The sequence below is a fragment of the Kosakonia oryzendophytica genome (genome assembly GCF_900094925.1).
Lineage (GTDB): Bacteria > Pseudomonadota > Gammaproteobacteria > Enterobacterales > Enterobacteriaceae > Kosakonia > Kosakonia oryzendophytica.
The window spans coordinates 66910-82360 of the sequence record NZ_FMAY01000005.1; the positions used below are offsets into that span (position 1 = coordinate 66910).

The window sequence follows — 15451 nt, forward strand, 5'->3', positions numbered from 1 at the left end:
GAGCCGTCGTTGCTATTATTCCACAGAAAATATGAACTTTTTAACAATGAGTTATGTAAAACAGGAGCACAAAGAGAGGAGATCACCGCCCGACGAATCGGGCGGTATTAGGGGTTAACGTAGTAACGTTGCGGCTTTCATCTGCTGAACAAAGGTTTTCAACTCTGCCAGCATGGCGGCAGGATTATTGAGGTTGTTTTCAATGATCTTCACGGTGGCGGAACCGGAGATCGCCCCAGCGGCCCCCGCATTAATCGCAGAGGACACCTGATCCGGCGACGAAATACCAAATCCCTGTAACGCAGGCGCAGCATGGTATTCGGCCAGCTTTTCCACCAGATGATGCAGTGGCAGCGCGGCACGGTTTTCCGCACCGGTCACACCAGCGCGGGACAACAAATAGGTATAACCGCGCCCGTAGGACGCAATCTGACGCAGCAGATCGTCATCGGCGTTCGGCGGGCAGATAAAAATAGGCGCAACGTTATGGCGCATCGCCGCCTGGCGGAAGGGGGCGGATTCCTCGATAGGGACATCTGCAACCAGTACTGAATCGACGCCCACTTTTGCGCACTGAGCGTAAAACTCATCAATACCCCGGTTAAACACCAGGTTGGCATACATCAGCAGACCAATCGGAATGGAGGGATGTTTCTGGCGAATGGTCGCCAGCATTTCAAAACACTGGCTCGGGGTGACGCCGGACGCGAATGCGCGCAGGGTCGCATTCTGGATGGTCGGGCCATCGGCCAGCGGGTCGGAAAAGGGGATCCCCAGTTCCAGTGCGTCTGCTCCGGCTTCAATCAGCGTGTCGATGATCTTCAGCGAGTGTTCCGGCGACGGATCGCCAAGCGTGACGAAGGGGACAAAAGCGCCTTCTTTGCGCGCGTTCAGCTGTTTAAACAGGTTGTCATAACGTTCCATCAGATTTCCCCTCGCGCTTTCAGAATATCGTGTACGGTGAAGATGTCTTTGTCGCCGCGTCCGGAGAGGTTGACCACCAGCAACTGCTCTTTTTCCGGGTTTTCGCGCATCATTTTCAGCGCATGCGCAAGGGCATGGGAGGATTCCAGTGCCGGAATAATGCCTTCATGGAGACACAGGGTTTTGAAGGCATCCAGGGCTTCATCGTCGGTAATGGAGACATAGTCTGCGCGCCCGATACTATTGAGATACGCATGCTGTGGCCCGACTGACGGGAAATCCAGCCCGGCGGAAATCGAGTAAGACTCTTCTATCTGACCTTCGTCGGTTTGCATCATCGGTGACTTCATACCGAAGTAGATGCCGACGCGGCCATGTTTCAGCGGAGCACCATGCTCGCCGGTGTCGATACCATGACCGGCGGGCTCAACACCAATTAACCCGACAGCCGTGTCATTGATAAAGTCGGCAAACATACCAATGGCATTAGATCCGCCGCCAACACAAGCGATGACGGCATCTGGCAGACGACCTTCTTTTTCGAGGATCTGCGCTTTGGTTTCCTCACCGATCATACGCTGGAATTCACGCACGATGGTCGGGAAGGGGTGCGGACCGGCCGCCGTGCCCAGCATATAGTGCGCTGTCTCATAGCTGCCGGACCAGTCGCGCAGGGCTTCATTACAGGCATCCTTCAGGGTGGCGGAACCGCTGTGCACCGGGATCACTTCTGCGCCCATCAGACGCATACGAAAAACGTTCGGCGACTGGCGTTCAACGTCTTTTGCACCCATATAAATGCGGCACTTCAGACCGAGCAGGGCGCTGGCGAGGGCTGATGCAACGCCGTGTTGACCGGCACCGGTTTCGGCGATGATTTCCGTTTTGCCCATGCGTTTTGCCAGCAGGGCCTGACCCAGAACCTGGTTGGTTTTATGCGCGCCGCCGTGCAGCAGATCTTCACGCTTCAGATAGAGGGTGGTGCGGGTTCCGGCAGTAATATTCTGACACCGGGTCAGCGCAGTCGGGCGGCCAGCATAGTTTTTCAGCAGATCAGTAAATTGTTGCTGGAATTCGGCATCACTTTGGGCGCTGACAAATGCTTCCTCCAGTTGACGCAGTGCTGGCATCAGGATTTGCGGAACATACATTCCGCCAAACTCGCCAAAATAGGGGTTCAGTAGTGTCGTCATTCTCTCTTTCCTTAATAAGCGCGAAGCGTGCGGAACACCGAGGCCAGTTTGCTGGCATCTTTAATACCCGGTTCCGATTCCACGCCTGAATTAAAATCAAGTCCGGCACAACCGGTTTTGGCCGCTTGTACGCAATTGTCCGCACCCAGACCGCCTGCCAGCAGGACATTATCGAGCGGTTCGCCCGCAAGCAGCGACCAGTCAAACTGTTTGCCGCTGCCACCCTGTCCATTGTCGAACAGGTATTTATCTACTCGCTGCAGATTCCGCGGCGGCAGGCTATCGCCCACGCTGAGTGCTTTCCAGATTTGCGTCTGCGGTGGCAGCGCAGCACGCAACGCATCGATATAAGGCTGATCTTCGCTGCCGTGCAGCTGTACGGCGCACAGGCCCAGTTTGCCGGCTTTTGCCGCCACATCCTCAACCGGCGCATCGCGGAAAACGCCAACATATTGCAGTGGTGCACCTTTCATAACAGCCTGTGCCTGCGTTTCATCGACGGCGCGCGGTGAACTGGCAACAAAAATAAGACCCCCGTAAATAGCGCCAGCCTGGTGGGCGGCATGTGCGTCTTCAGCGCGGGTTAAACCGCAGACTTTATTCTCACCCAGCAGCACGCGTTTAACCGCCGCATCCAGATCGTCGTGCGCCATCAGGGCGGAACCAATCAAGAAACCGTTAGCAAAATGGCTCAGTTCCCGTACCTGTGCATAGGTATTAATGCCCGATTCGCTGATGACGGTAACCCCGGTGCCCAGGCGTGGCGCAAGCTGACGGGTGCGATTCAGATCAATGGAGAGGTCACGCAGATCGCGGTTGTTAATGCCCACAACTTTCGCTTCCAGCGCAATCGCGCGCTGTAGCTCCTCTTCGTTGCTGACTTCCGTCAGCACGCCCATATTCAGACTATGGGCCACCACAGCCAACTGACGATACTGTGTGTCATCCAGTACGGAGAGCATCAGCAGGCAGGCATCGGCCTGGTAATATCGTGCCAGATAAATTTGGTAGGCATCGATAATAAAGTCTTTGCAGAGAATGGGCTGCGGGGCGATCCCGCTGACAATCGGCAGAAAATCAAAGCTACCTTGAAAATATTTCTCATCGGTCAGCACAGAAATGGCTGACGCATGATGTTTATAGATACCGGCGATACGTGCGGGGTCGAAATCGCTACGGATCACCCCTTTCGATGGCGAAGCTTTCTTGCACTCCAGGATAAATGCCGTGCGCGTTCCCTGCAGGGCGTCGTAAAAACGGCGTGTGCTCGGTACCACCTCATTCTGGAAGCTGGCCAGCGGCTGCTGCTCCTTGCGTGCTGCAATCCATATGGCTTTATCCGCGACGATCTTCGCTAAAACGGTCTGCATTATTTATCCTCGTGCCGCAAGTGCGGTGACTTTGTCGTACGCTGCTCCACTGTGCAGCACATCCAGTACTTTTTGCGCGTTGGCCCGTAAATCCTCTTCGCCGTGCAAACGCATCAGCATCGCAACGTTGGCAGCCACGGCGGCTTCATGGGCGACTTCACCTTTACCTTGTAATAAGCGTGTCAGAATGTCACGGTTTTCTTCCGGTGTGCCACCCGCCAGCGCCTCCTGATGATAAGGTGTCAGGCCGAAGTCTGCGGCAGTCAGCTGGTAACTTTTGATCTCGCCATCATGTAACTCCGCGACCAGCGTTGGTGCGTGCAGGGAGACTTCATCCATACCGCCGCTGTGAACCACGGCAGCACGCTGATAACCGAGTACGCGCAGCGTTTCGGCGATAGGCAGCACCAGTTCCGGGCTGTAGACGCCAATCAACGCCAGCGGCGGATGCGCCGGGTTGATCAATGGACCCAGCACGTTGAACAAGGTGCGGGTTTTCAACTGCTGACGGACGGGCATCGCATGGCGGAAACCGGTGTGATACTTCGGCGCGAACAGGAAGCACACACCTAACTCATCCAGTGCATTGCGTGACTTGTCTGCATTCATATCGAGATTGATACCGAATGCAGCCAGTAAATCCGAGGAGCCGGAGCGACTGGAGACGCTGCGATTACCATGCTTGGCCACTTTCAGCCCGCAGGCTGCGGCGACAAACGCGCTGGCGGTGGATATATTGATGCTGTTGCTGCCGTCCCCGCCTGTGCCCACGATATCGGCAAAAGGATAGTCCGGGCGTGGGAAGGGTGCTGCATTTTCCAGCAAGGCAGTCGCTGCGCCAGCGATCTCATTCGGGTGCTCGCCGCGGATCTTCATGCTGACCAGCGCGGCGGCCAGTTGTTCCGGTTTGAGTTCGCCGCGCACCACCGCAGAAAAGAGCTGGTGGCTCTCCTGCTGGCTTAGCGTCTGCGCCTGGTACAATTTTTCCAGAATCGGTTGCAGCGTATTGGTTTGCTCCAGTTTCTGTAGCGCCCAGGCCAGTGTTTGTTCAAGCAGACGCGCGCCCTGGGTGGTCAGAATGGATTCCGGGTGAAACTGAAAGCCGCAGACGCGATCGGCGTCGTGACGGACTGCCATCACCATGCCATTAAAGTGCGCATTAATCGTCAGACCGGCCGGAATATTGCTACCTACCAGCGAATGATAACGCGCTACGGGCAGTGGGTTGCTCAGGCCTGCAAACATCGCCTGACCGTCATGTTCAATGCTGGAAGCTTTACCGTGCAGGATCTCACCCGCCTGGCCAACATAACCACCGTAGGCTTCAACAATCGCCTGGTGCCCAAGGCAGATGCCGATAATTGGCAACTTACCGCGCATGCGGGTCAGCAGTTCCGGCATGCAACCCGCTTCGGATGGCGCGCCAGGCCCCGGAGAGAGCATTAACACCGGATTTTGCATGGATGCCAGGCGGTCAATTAAGGTTTGCGCAGGCACATGGTTGCGGTAAATCACCACATTATGTCCACTCGCACGCAGCTGATCCGCCAGGTTATAGGTAAAAGAGTCGATATTATCGAGCAGCAGAATGTCAGCCATCAGAACGTCTCCTGTGCATGATGTGCGGTGGCAATCGCGCGAAGAACCGCGCGGGCTTTGTTGCGGGTTTCGTCAGCTTCAGATTGCGGCACTGAATCCAGCACCACGCCTGCGCCGGCTTGCACCGTGGCGATGCCATCTTCAACCCATGCCGAGCGGATGACGATGCAGGTATCCAGATCGCCATGGGCGGTGAAGTAACCCACTGCACCGCCGTAACTGCCACGGCGTGCGCCTTCCGCCTGAGCAATCAATTGCATCGCGCGGACTTTCGGCGCACCACTCAGGGTGCCCATGTTCATACAGGCGCGGTACGCATGTAGCACGTCAAGATCCGCGCGCAATTCGCCCACCACGCGGGAAACCAGATGCATAACATAGGAATAACGGTCGACTTTGGTCAGATCGGCGACATAGCGACTGCCAGGGGTACAAATCCGCGCAAGGTCATTACGCGCTAAATCCACCAACATCAGGTGCTCTGACAGCTCCTTGTGATCGGTACGCATATCGAGTTCGATACGGCTGTCGAGATCGCGATCCAGGGAACCGTCCGGGCGACGTCCGCGGGGGCGCGTACCGGCTATCGGGTAAATTTCAATCTGCCGATTGCTGGCATCGTACTTCAATGAACTTTCCGGTGACGCGCCAAACAGGGTGAAATCATCGTCCTGCATATAGAACATGTATGGGCTTGGATTGCTCTTTTTCAGCACTTCATAGGCTGCCAGCGGCGACGGGCAGGGCAACGTGAAACGACGCGAAGGCACCACCTGGAAAATTTCCCCAGCGCGAATCGCTTTTTGCATCTCACGTACCACAGCGCCGTACTCTTCATCGCTCTGGTTGGTATCGCAGCGCATATGTTCAACAGTCACCACTGGCAGTGACGGTGCATCGAGATCCAATTCCTGGCGCAGCGCGTCAATGCGCTGTGTCAGGCGAGTTTTCTCACTATCGGCGTTGCTGAACAGACTGCACTGGATGCGGGTTTGCTGTTTTTGGTGGTCGATCACCAGTAACGTTTCTGCAAGATAAAAACAGTAATCCGGGCAGCGGCGGTCGTGGGTAAGGGCCGGTAAATCTTCGAAACCTGCTACCAGGTCATAGGCGAACAACCCGCCAAAAAACATGGCTTCGCGTTCATTGGCCGGAACCACCAGCAGATCCTGCAGCAGGCGTAATGCGTCAAAAACCGAGAGTGAACAGAGGCGGGCGTCTTCATCAAGCAGCGTGCTGACAGGCGGGAAGCGTAGCTCGCGTCCATCCACGGAGACTGTATTTTCAACCCCTGTCGGAAGCGCGGCATCCAGCAGGGGCAGTAATGCGGCACCGTTCACTGTCAGGGCTTTGATGGTGACAGTGTCACCTAAAGCAGTAATGCGCAGCGCAGCATCGACCAGCAGCAGGCTTTTTAAATCATTTTTGCTGTCGATATCCGCAGACTCCAGCAGTAATGTTGCCGGGCGTGCGCCGCAGAGTTGATGGAACAGCGCCGTTGGGTTACCCCGATAGGCGGCGTTGCTGGTCAGAAGTTCGAGTGCCGGTTTTTGCGTTTGCATAATCGCTCTCATTAATTTGTTCAAAAAAAAGCCCGCTGTAGGAGCGGGCCGGGGTATCGGTATGCTGAATGCGCACGTGATCTCACAGCCCTGTCAGGGAGTGCGCCACCAACGATTAACGGAGATATGTGCATTCATTATAGGATACCTTGTCGTGTGAACTTGCGTACTAGTTAACTGGTTCGTTGAGGGAATGTCAACCCTCGCTTTCAGAAAAACATGGCAAACCGTTATGATAAGGGACAAACAGTTATCCTGATGAATTAGCGGAGCCGCTTTGAGCGACACGAATTACGCCATTATTTATGATCTTCACAGCCACACGACGGCTTCCGATGGTCTGCTTTCCCCGGAACAGTTGGTGCATCGTGCTGTCGATATGCGCGTGGGAACGCTGGCGATCACCGACCATGACAGCACCGACGCCATTCCCGCAGCGCAGGCGGAAATTGCCCGCGCTGGGTTGAACCTGCGACTGATTACCGGCGTGGAGATCTCCACGGTCTGGGAAAATCACGAAATTCACATTGTTGGCTTGAATATCGACATTGACCATCCGCAAATGCGCGATTTTTTGCAGGCGCAAGCAGAACGGCGGTTGCAGCGTGCGAAGCTTATCGCCGAACGCCTGGAAAAGGCGCACATTGCGGGCGCGTGGGAAGGGGCACAGCGGCTGGCGCAGGGGGCCTCGGTGACTCGCGGTCATTTCGCCCGCTTCCTGGTCGAAATGGGTAAGGCAAATACAATGGCTGACGTCTTTAAAAAGTACCTTGCTCGCGGGAAAACCGGATATGTTCCTCCGCAGTGGTGTACAATAGAACAAGCTATTGAAGTGATTCATCATTCTGGCGGAACGGCAGTGCTGGCCCATCCAGGGCGTTATAACCTGTCCGCTAAATGGCTGAAAAGACTGCTGGCGCATTTTGCTCAAAGCGGCGGTGAGGCAATGGAAGTTGCCCAATGCCAGCAGGCTCCCAATGAACGTGCACAGCTCGCCCTTTATGCTCGTCAGTTTGGTTTGCTGGCATCGCAAGGCTCGGATTTCCACCAGCCCTGCCCGTGGATCGAACTGGGGCGTAAACTCTGGCTTCCTGCCGGGGTTGAGGGCGTCTGGCAACGCTGGGAGCAGCCGCAGAACAAGACAGAGAGGGAAGTATGAGTCAGTTTTTTTATATTCATCCGGAAAACCCGCAACCGCGCCTGATTAATCAGGCGGTGGACATTGTGCGCAAGGGCGGTGTGATCGTCTATCCCACTGACTCCGGGTATGCACTGGGGTGCAAAATTGAAGATAAAAGTGCGATGGAGAGAATTTGTCGTATTCGTCATCTGCCGGATGGTCACAACTTTACGCTGATGTGCCGCGATTTGTCTGAACTGTCGACTTATGCGTTCGTGGACAATATCGCTTTTCGGCTGATCAAAAATAACACCCCAGGCAATTACACCTTTATCCTTAAGGGGACGAAGGACGTGCCGCGTCGTTTATTGCAAGAAAAACGCAAGACCATTGGCTTGCGTGTGCCGTCGAATCCGATTGCACTGGCCCTACTGGAAGCGCTCAATGAACCGATGCTCTCCACATCCCTGATGCTGCCGGGTAGCGATTTTACCGAGTCGGATCCCGATGAAATCAAAGATCGTCTGGAGAAGCAGGTGGATTTAATTATCCATGGCGGCTATCTCGGCCAGCAGCCAACAACGGTGGTGGACTTAACGGATGATGCGCCGGTGGTGATCCGTGAAGGTGTCGGCGACGTTAAGCCTTTCTTATAGCGGCGCAAGTCGCTATACTACGCGGCCATTTCAGCGGCATTGCCGTACTGATGACCCTATTCGACGCCTGTGAAGGCGACACCTGAAGGATGCTCTATGAGCGAGAAACTACAGAAAGTGCTGGCGCGAGCTGGCCACGGTTCCCGCCGTGAAATCGAATCTATTATTGAAGCCGGCCGCGTCAGTGTGGATGGCAAAATTGCGACACTGGGCGACCGTGTGGATGTAACGCCGGGGCTAAAAATCCGTATTGATGGTCACCTTATTTCGGTCAAAGAGTCCGTTGAGCAGATTTGCCGCGTGCTGGCTTATTACAAACCGGAAGGTGAACTCTGCACGCGCAACGATCCGGAAGGTCGCCCGACGGTGTTTGACCGTCTGCCGAAACTGCGCGGTGCGCGCTGGATCGCGGTGGGTCGTCTCGACGTCAATACTTGCGGTTTGCTGCTGTTTACCACAGACGGTGAGCTGGCGAACCGATTAATGCACCCAAGCCGTGAAGTTGAACGCGAATATGCTGTGCGCGTGTTCGGCGAAGTTGATGATAATAAAGTGCGCGAACTGGCGCGCGGCGTGCAACTGGAAGACGGTCCGGCAGCCTTCAAAACCATTAAATTCAGCGGTGGCGAAGGGATTAACCAGTGGTACAACGTGACGTTGACCGAAGGCCGTAACCGCGAAGTACGCCGCCTGTGGGAAGCGGTGGGCGTGCAGGTGAGCCGTCTTATCCGCGTTCGTTACGGCGACATTCCTCTGCCGAAAGGGTTGCCGCGTGGCGGCTGGACGGAGTTGGATCTCGCACAAACGAACTACTTGCGCGAGCTGGTTGGACTGGAAGCGGAAACGCAGTCGAAGGTGGCGGTAGAAAAAGATCGTCGTCGCATGAAAGCCAATCAGATCCGCCGTGCCGTGAAACGCCACAACCAGCCAGCCGGTAACCGCCGTGCTGCGGGTGGGCGCACGAAGAACGATTAAAACAAAAAAGGGGCGAAAGCCCCTTTTTTATTGCAGGAAACGGCAGAGAGAACCAGGGGTGAGGTTAATAATCGATGCCGATTTGCGCTTTTACGCCCGCTTCGAAGGCATGTTTTACCGGGCGTAATTCACTGACAGTATCAGCGATTTCCAGGATATCCCGGTGGCAACCGCGGCCGGTGATGATCACTGTTTGCGTTGCCGGTCGGTGAGTTAATGCCGTCAACACGGTCTCCAGCGGCAGGTAATCGTAGGCCACCATATAAGTCAGTTCGTCCAGTAATACCAGATCAAGCTGCGGGTCAGCCAGCATACGTTCGGCATGTTGCCATACGGCGAGGCATGCTGCGGTATCGCTTTCGCGGTTTTGCGTATCCCAGGTAAACCCGGTCGCCATGACCTGAAACTCGACACCCAGCGGCTCCAGCAAGTTACGCTCGCCGTTCGGCCACGTCCCCTTAATAAACTGAATGACGCCCACTTTTTTGTTATGCCCAACCGCACGGGTTGCAGTGCCGAATGCGGCGGTGGTTTTTCCCTTACCGTTGCCGGTGAAAACAATAATAATCCCGCGCTCATCCTGTGCTGCGGCAACGCGGGCATCAACACGTTCTTTTACCCGCTGCTGGCGCTGTTGATAACGTTCATCACTCATTGTGAAATTCCTGGTTTGCGCCCGGGTTGTGCATCAAAACTCATGCCCGTTTTGCGGCGGCTGTCATCGCCCATCAGCCACAGATAAAGCGGCATGATATCGGCAGGTGTTTTAAGTTTTTGCGGATCTTCCGTCGGGAAAGCGCTGGCGCGCATACTGGTGCGGGTACCGCCCGGATTAATGCAGTTGACCCGTAATCGGTTCTGGTATTCCTCCGCCAGCACCTGCATCATGCCCTCCGTCGCGAACTTCGAGACGGCATACGCTCCCCAGTTAGCACGCCCCTGTCGACCAACGCTGGAAGAGGTAAACACCAGCGAGCCACTTTCTGACCGCAGTAATAAAGGAAGCAATGCCTGGGTGAGATAAAATGTGGCGTTAACGTTCACCTGCATGACCTCATCCCAGACAGCGGGCACCTGCTCGCTCATGGGGACAACATCGCCCAGCACACCTGCATTATGCAGTACGCCGTCGAGACGCGGCGCATAAGCAGCAATGGCCTCGGCCAACTGCTGGCATGTGTGTGGTGTGCAGGTCGCCATATCCAGTGTGAACCACTGCGCGTGCTGGCCTTCTTGTTCACGGATAGTCTGTGCAACCTGGCGTAATTTTTCTTCATTACGACCCAGTAAGATGACGCTGGCACCGTAACGGGCGTAGGTCAGGGCCGCTTCTTTACCGATACCATCGCTGGCACCGGTTACAAGAATGATTCGGTCGTTTAAAAGATCGCGCTGTGGTTGATAGTGCACGCTGTCTCCTCAGGCCCGGGCCTGTATTTCACATCATATGTTGGCTTTATGCCCTAAACAGAGGGGCATTTCAATCGGTCAAGCGGAGAGTTGGACAAGGTTTACACCGCAGAGTCGTAAAAAATTCAGTCACATGCCGCAAAAGGTCAATCGCTTACGCGAGACGCGCCGAAAGGGCTCATGTACACTGGAGCGATTGTTGAGTGGTGTAATCGAGGTGGTACGCGTGGAATTACTGTCTGAATATGGTTTGTTTTTGGCCAAGATCGCGACCGTAGTTGTGGCGATTGCGGTGGTCGCAGTGCTTATTGTTAACCTGACTCAGCGCAAGCGCCAACGGGGAGAGTTACGGGTCACGCGTCTGAGCGATCAATATAAAGAGATGCGGGAGGAGATGTCCGCAGCATTGCTGGATGACCATCAACAGAAACAGTGGCAAAAAGCCCGCAAGAAAAAGCTGAAGCTGGAGGCGAAAGCCGCAAAAGCGAAAGCCAAAGCCGGGGAAGCGGATGAAAAAGGAAAATCCCGCGTTTACGTTCTGGATTTTAAAGGCAGTATGGATGCCGGTGAGGTTAACGCCCTGCGTGAAGAGATCACGGCAGTGTTGACGGTTGCGAAGCCACAGGATCAGGTGATTGTCCGCCTGGAAAGCCCCGGTGGTGTGGTACATGGTTATGGTCTTGCTGCCTCTCAGTTGCAACGCCTGCGTGACAGGCAGATCCCGCTGACTGTCGCCGTGGATAAAGTGGCCGCCAGCGGTGGCTATATGATGGCCTGCGTGGCGGATAAAATTGTTGCCGCGCCGTTCGCCATCATCGGCTCAATTGGCGTGGTTGCGCAGATCCCAAACTTTAACCGCTTCCTGAAAGGGAAAGAGATCGATATCGAACTGCATACCGCCGGGCAGTTTAAACGCACGCTGACGCTGTTAGGTGAAAACACGGAAGAAGGACGGCAAAAATTCCGTGAAAGCCTGAACGAAACTCACGATCTGTTTAAAGGCTTCGTCAGTCAGATGCGTCCCGGTCTGGATATTGAAAAAGTAGCGACCGGTGAACATTGGTACGGAACACAAGCGCTGGAGAACGGGTTGATTGACGCGATTGGCACCAGTGATGAATTGCTGCTCGGGCTGCTCGAAGACCATGAGGTTATAGGCATTCGTTACCAGCAGCGGAAGAAACTGATGGAGCGCTTTACCGGCAGCGCGACAGAGAGTATTGACCACCTGCTGATGCGCTGGTGGCAGCGAGGGCAAAAACCGCTTATGTAAACAAAAACGCGAGGCTCTGGCCTCGCGTTTTTGTTTAATCAATCAGATGGTATTTGTCAGAGAGTTCGTGGGCTAAGTATTTGAACATATTGAATACCGCCGTGCTTTTCGCCGTCGGCAAACCCTGTTCATCCAGATAGAATTCACCGCTGAACACCAGTACGCCGTTACGCTGGGTAACATGGGTGGCCTCAATACCGGCAAGGGTGTCTTCATGATCGCGGATCAGTTGATTAGCCAGCTCAAGTAGAGCCTGGCGGTCAATAGGCTGAGATGTACCTTGCATTTTCTACTCCTTAAAAATTCCGTCAGTCTACGCCGGTCACCGTTCAGGGGCAAATTTTCCCTGTTTTTGCAAGGGGTTTGCTCATCGGTTGTGCTGGCGTGATTTGATTTTGCATGCTAATAAAGTTGCGTAACAAATTTTATCAGGTACAGTGTGACGCTTTCGTCAATCTGGCAACAGATTTGCTTGACATTCGACCGCAACATCGTCGTGCACCTTCGCCCTCAGGTTAAAAGGCCTGTCAGGTCAGTCACATAAACGCTTTGTTTAACGCGCCTGGCTAAGCGTAGGGGTTGATATCCTGCGACGACGCCGCTATATCTGTGAGGCGCGTCATCAGGCCGTGTGAAGCAAAATGCGATGTATTGCTGGAAGAATTTAATTAGGTAAAGGTGAATATGGGTAAAGCTCTCGTTATCGTTGAGTCCCCGGCAAAAGCCAAAACGATCAATAAATATCTGGGTAATGATTACGTGGTTAAGTCCAGCGTAGGTCATATCCGTGATTTGCCGACCAGTGGCTCAGCACCTAAAAAGAGCGCAGACTCAGCCTCCACCAAAACGGCTAAGAAGCCTAAAAAGGATGAACGCGGCGCTCTTGTCAATCGCATGGGGATCGACCCATGGCACAACTGGGAAGCGCAGTACGAAGTGCTTCCGGGTAAAGAAAAGGTCGTTTCTGAACTGAAATCCCTGGCAGAAAAAGCCGACCACATCTATCTCGCAACCGACCTTGACCGCGAAGGGGAAGCCATTGCATGGCACCTGCGGGAAGTGATCGGGGGTGATGAAAAACGCTACAGCCGCGTTGTATTTAACGAAATTACCAAAAATGCGATTCGTCAGGCGTTTGAAACCCCAGGCGAACTCAACATTGATCGCGTCAATGCGCAGCAGGCGCGCCGTTTTATGGACCGCGTCGTGGGCTATATGGTTTCTCCGCTGCTGTGGAAGAAAATTGCCCGTGGTCTGTCGGCTGGTCGTGTGCAATCTGTTGCCGTGCGTCTGGTGGTTGATCGCGAGCGCGAGATCAAAGCCTTTGTCCCGGAAGAGTTCTGGGAAATTGATGCGACAACGGCGACACCGGGCGGTGATTCACTGCCGTTGCAGGTCACGCACGAGGGTGAAAAAGCGTTCCGTCCGGTAAATCGCGAACAGACCATGGCAGCCGTAAGCCTGCTGGAAAAAGCGCGCTATACCGTACTCGAAAGAGAAGATAAACCGACCAGCAGTAAGCCTGGCGCGCCGTTTATCACCTCTACACTGCAACAGGCGGCCAGCACGCGTCTTGGTTTTGGCGTGAAGAAAACCATGATGATGGCGCAGCGTCTGTATGAAGCAGGCTACATCACCTATATGCGTACCGACTCCACCAACCTGAGTCAGGATGCGGTGAGCATGGTGCGCAGCTATATTACGGACAATTTCGGTAAAAAATATCTGCCGGATCATGCCAATCAGTACGCCAGCAAAGAAAACTCTCAGGAAGCACATGAAGCGATTCGTCCTTCCGACGTTGCGGTTCTGGCGGAATCCCTGAAAGATATGGAAACCGATGCGCAGAAGCTTTATCAACTGATCTGGCGACAATTTGTCGCCTGTCAGATGACGCCTGCGCAGTATGATTCCACCACGCTGACCGTCGGGGCGGGTGATTTCCGCTTGAAAGCGCGCGGCCGTATTTTGCGCTTCGATGGCTGGACGAAAGTGATGCCTGCGCTGCGTAAAGGCGATGAAGATCGTACGTTGCCGGCAGTGAATAAAGGCGACGAGTTGTCGCTTGTTGAACTGACACCTGCACAGCACTTTACCAAACCGCCTGCACGTTTTAGTGAAGCGTCTCTGGTAAAAGAGCTGGAGAAACGCGGTATTGGTCGCCCGTCCACCTATGCGTCGATCATTTCTACGATCCAGGATCGCGGGTATGTGCGTGTCGAAAACCGTCGCTTTTATGCTGAGAAAATGGGTGAAATCGTCACCGATCGCCTGGAAGAAAATTTCCGCGAACTGATGAATTACGACTTTACCGCTCAGATGGAAGACAGTCTGGACCGTGTGGCCAATCATGAAGCCGAGTGGCGCAAAGTGCTGGACAGCTTCTTTGGCGACTTCTCCCGTCAGCTTGAACAGGCGGAGCAGGATCCGGAAAACGGTGGTATGCGTCCAAATCAGATGGTGCTGACCAGCATCGACTGTCCGACCTGTGGCCGTAAAATGGGTATCCGTACTGCCAGCACGGGTGTCTTCCTTGGTTGTTCTGGCTATGCATTGCCGCCGAAAGAGCGCTGCAAAACCACCATTAACCTGGTGCCGGAAAACGAAGTGCTGAACGTGCTGGAAGGCGATGACGCTGAAACCAACGCCTTACGCGCCAAACGTCGCTGCCAGAAATGCGGCACGGCAATGGACAGTTACCTGATCGATCCGAAGCGTAAACTGCATGTCTGTGGTAACAACCCGACCTGCGATGGCTACGAAATCGAAGAGGGCGAGTTCCGCATTAAAGGGTATGACGGCCCGATTGTTGAATGTGAGAAATGTGGTTCTGAAATGCACCTGAAAATGGGGCGTTTCGGTAAATACATGGCTTGCACCAATGATGAGTGTAAAAACACGCGCAAAATTCTGCGTAATGGCGAAGTTGCGCCGCCGAAGGAAGATCCGGTGCCGCTGCCGGAGCTGGAGTGTGAAAAATCGGATGCGTATTTCGTGCTGCGCGATGGCGCGGCTGGGGTGTTCCTTGCTGCGAATACCTTCCCGAAATCACGTGAAACCCGTGCGCCGTTGGTAGAAGAACTGTTCCGCTTCCGCGATCGTCTGCCAGAGAAACTGCGCTATCTGGCTGATGCGCCACAGCAGGATCCTGAAGGCAACAAGACAATCGTGCGTTTTAGCCGGAAAACGAAGCAGCAGTACGTTGCCTCGGAAAAAGATGGCAAAGCGACGGGGTGGTCTGCGTTCTATATCGACAATAAATGGACTGAAGCTAAAAAATAATAAATTTCAGTCACATACCCTTCAAAAGGCCGGTTATCCGGCCTTTTTTATTCCTCCATTATTATTGTTTGTTCGCTGCTATACACA

The 15451-nt window shown here is 54.4% G+C and carries 13 protein-coding genes and 1 other annotated feature; of the genes, 5 read left to right on the top strand and 8 right to left on the bottom strand.

What is annotated here, in order from left to right; genetic code table 11:
- Positions 1–114 precede the first annotated feature (114 nt).
- Genes trpA through GA0061071_RS10265 form a run of 5 tightly spaced genes read right to left on the bottom strand, consistent with a single transcriptional unit; the run spans position 115 to position 6648 of the window.
- The gene (gene trpA, locus GA0061071_RS10245; protein WP_061496222.1) at positions 115–924 is read right to left on the bottom strand and encodes a tryptophan synthase subunit alpha; all 810 of its coding nucleotides are present in this window, start codon (positions 922–924) and stop codon (positions 115–117) included.
- Positions 924–2117 (bottom strand): tryptophan synthase subunit beta, encoded by a 1194-nt coding sequence (gene trpB, locus GA0061071_RS10250; RefSeq protein ID WP_061496220.1) that lies wholly within the window; start codon positions 2115–2117, stop codon positions 924–926. The genes trpA and trpB overlap by 1 nt, the downstream gene beginning before the upstream one ends.
- A gap of 11 nt (positions 2118–2128) precedes the next feature.
- The gene (gene trpCF, locus GA0061071_RS10255) at positions 2129–3487 is read right to left on the bottom strand and encodes a bifunctional indole-3-glycerol-phosphate synthase TrpC/phosphoribosylanthranilate isomerase TrpF (RefSeq protein ID WP_088237635.1); all 1359 of its coding nucleotides are present in this window, start codon (positions 3485–3487) and stop codon (positions 2129–2131) included.
- A gap of 3 nt (positions 3488–3490) precedes the next feature.
- Entirely contained in the window at positions 3491–5086 is a 1596-nt protein-coding gene (gene trpD, locus GA0061071_RS10260; protein ID WP_061496216.1) for a bifunctional anthranilate synthase glutamate amidotransferase component TrpG/anthranilate phosphoribosyltransferase TrpD, read from the bottom strand.
- Positions 5086–6648 carry an anthranilate synthase component 1 gene (locus tag GA0061071_RS10265; protein ID WP_061496214.1) on the bottom strand — a complete coding sequence of 521 codons (1563 nt, stop codon included), beginning with the start codon at positions 6646–6648 and terminating at the stop codon, positions 5086–5088. The genes trpD and GA0061071_RS10265 overlap by 1 nt, the downstream gene beginning before the upstream one ends.
- Positions 6649–6670: 22 nt before the next feature.
- Positions 6671–6765, bottom strand: a sequence feature (Trp leader region).
- Positions 6766–6910: 145 nt separating this feature from the next.
- Here GA0061071_RS10265 and rnm point away from each other — a divergent pair.
- The 3 genes from rnm to rluB all read left to right on the top strand — a co-directional run bounded on the left by rnm (position 6911) and on the right by rluB (position 9399).
- On the top strand, positions 6911–7807 hold the full coding sequence (gene rnm, locus GA0061071_RS10270) for an RNase RNM (RefSeq protein ID WP_170933840.1): 897 nt from the start codon (positions 6911–6913) through the stop codon (positions 7805–7807).
- The gene (locus GA0061071_RS10275) at positions 7804–8424 is read left to right on the top strand and encodes an L-threonylcarbamoyladenylate synthase (RefSeq protein WP_061496210.1); all 621 of its coding nucleotides are present in this window, start codon (positions 7804–7806) and stop codon (positions 8422–8424) included. The genes rnm and GA0061071_RS10275 overlap by 4 nt, the downstream gene beginning before the upstream one ends.
- Before the next feature lie 96 nt (positions 8425–8520).
- Positions 8521–9399, top strand: coding sequence for a 23S rRNA pseudouridine(2605) synthase RluB (gene rluB / locus GA0061071_RS10280; protein ID WP_088237634.1), 879 nt, complete (start codon positions 8521–8523; stop codon positions 9397–9399).
- Between the two features lie 64 nt (positions 9400–9463).
- Here the strand turns inward: rluB and cobO are convergent, their stop codons facing one another.
- Together cobO and GA0061071_RS10290 are read right to left on the bottom strand one after the other, a co-directional pair.
- Positions 9464–10054, bottom strand: a complete 591-nt coding sequence (gene cobO / locus GA0061071_RS10285; protein WP_061496204.1) for a cob(I)yrinic acid a,c-diamide adenosyltransferase — start codon at positions 10052–10054, stop codon at positions 9464–9466.
- Positions 10051–10809, bottom strand: a complete 759-nt coding sequence (locus GA0061071_RS10290; RefSeq protein ID WP_061496203.1) for a YciK family oxidoreductase — start codon at positions 10807–10809, stop codon at positions 10051–10053. Before GA0061071_RS10290 ends, cobO begins: the two co-directional genes overlap by 4 nt.
- Before the next feature lie 226 nt (positions 10810–11035).
- On the opposite strand from GA0061071_RS10290, the gene sohB reads away from it, so the two are divergent.
- Entirely contained in the window at positions 11036–12082 is a 1047-nt protein-coding gene (gene sohB, locus GA0061071_RS10295; RefSeq protein ID WP_061500060.1) for a protease SohB, read from the top strand.
- A gap of 34 nt (positions 12083–12116) precedes the next feature.
- On the opposite strand, the gene GA0061071_RS10300 is transcribed toward sohB, so the two are convergent.
- A complete protein-coding gene (locus GA0061071_RS10300) occupies positions 12117–12368 on the bottom strand; it encodes a YciN family protein (protein ID WP_088237633.1) in 252 nt (83 codons plus the stop codon).
- A 398-nt stretch (positions 12369–12766) separates the two neighbouring features.
- On the opposite strand from GA0061071_RS10300, the gene topA reads away from it, so the two are divergent.
- Positions 12767–15364 (top strand): type I DNA topoisomerase, encoded by a 2598-nt coding sequence (gene topA / locus GA0061071_RS10305; protein ID WP_061496199.1) that lies wholly within the window; start codon positions 12767–12769, stop codon positions 15362–15364.
- Positions 15365–15451 lie beyond the last annotated feature (87 nt).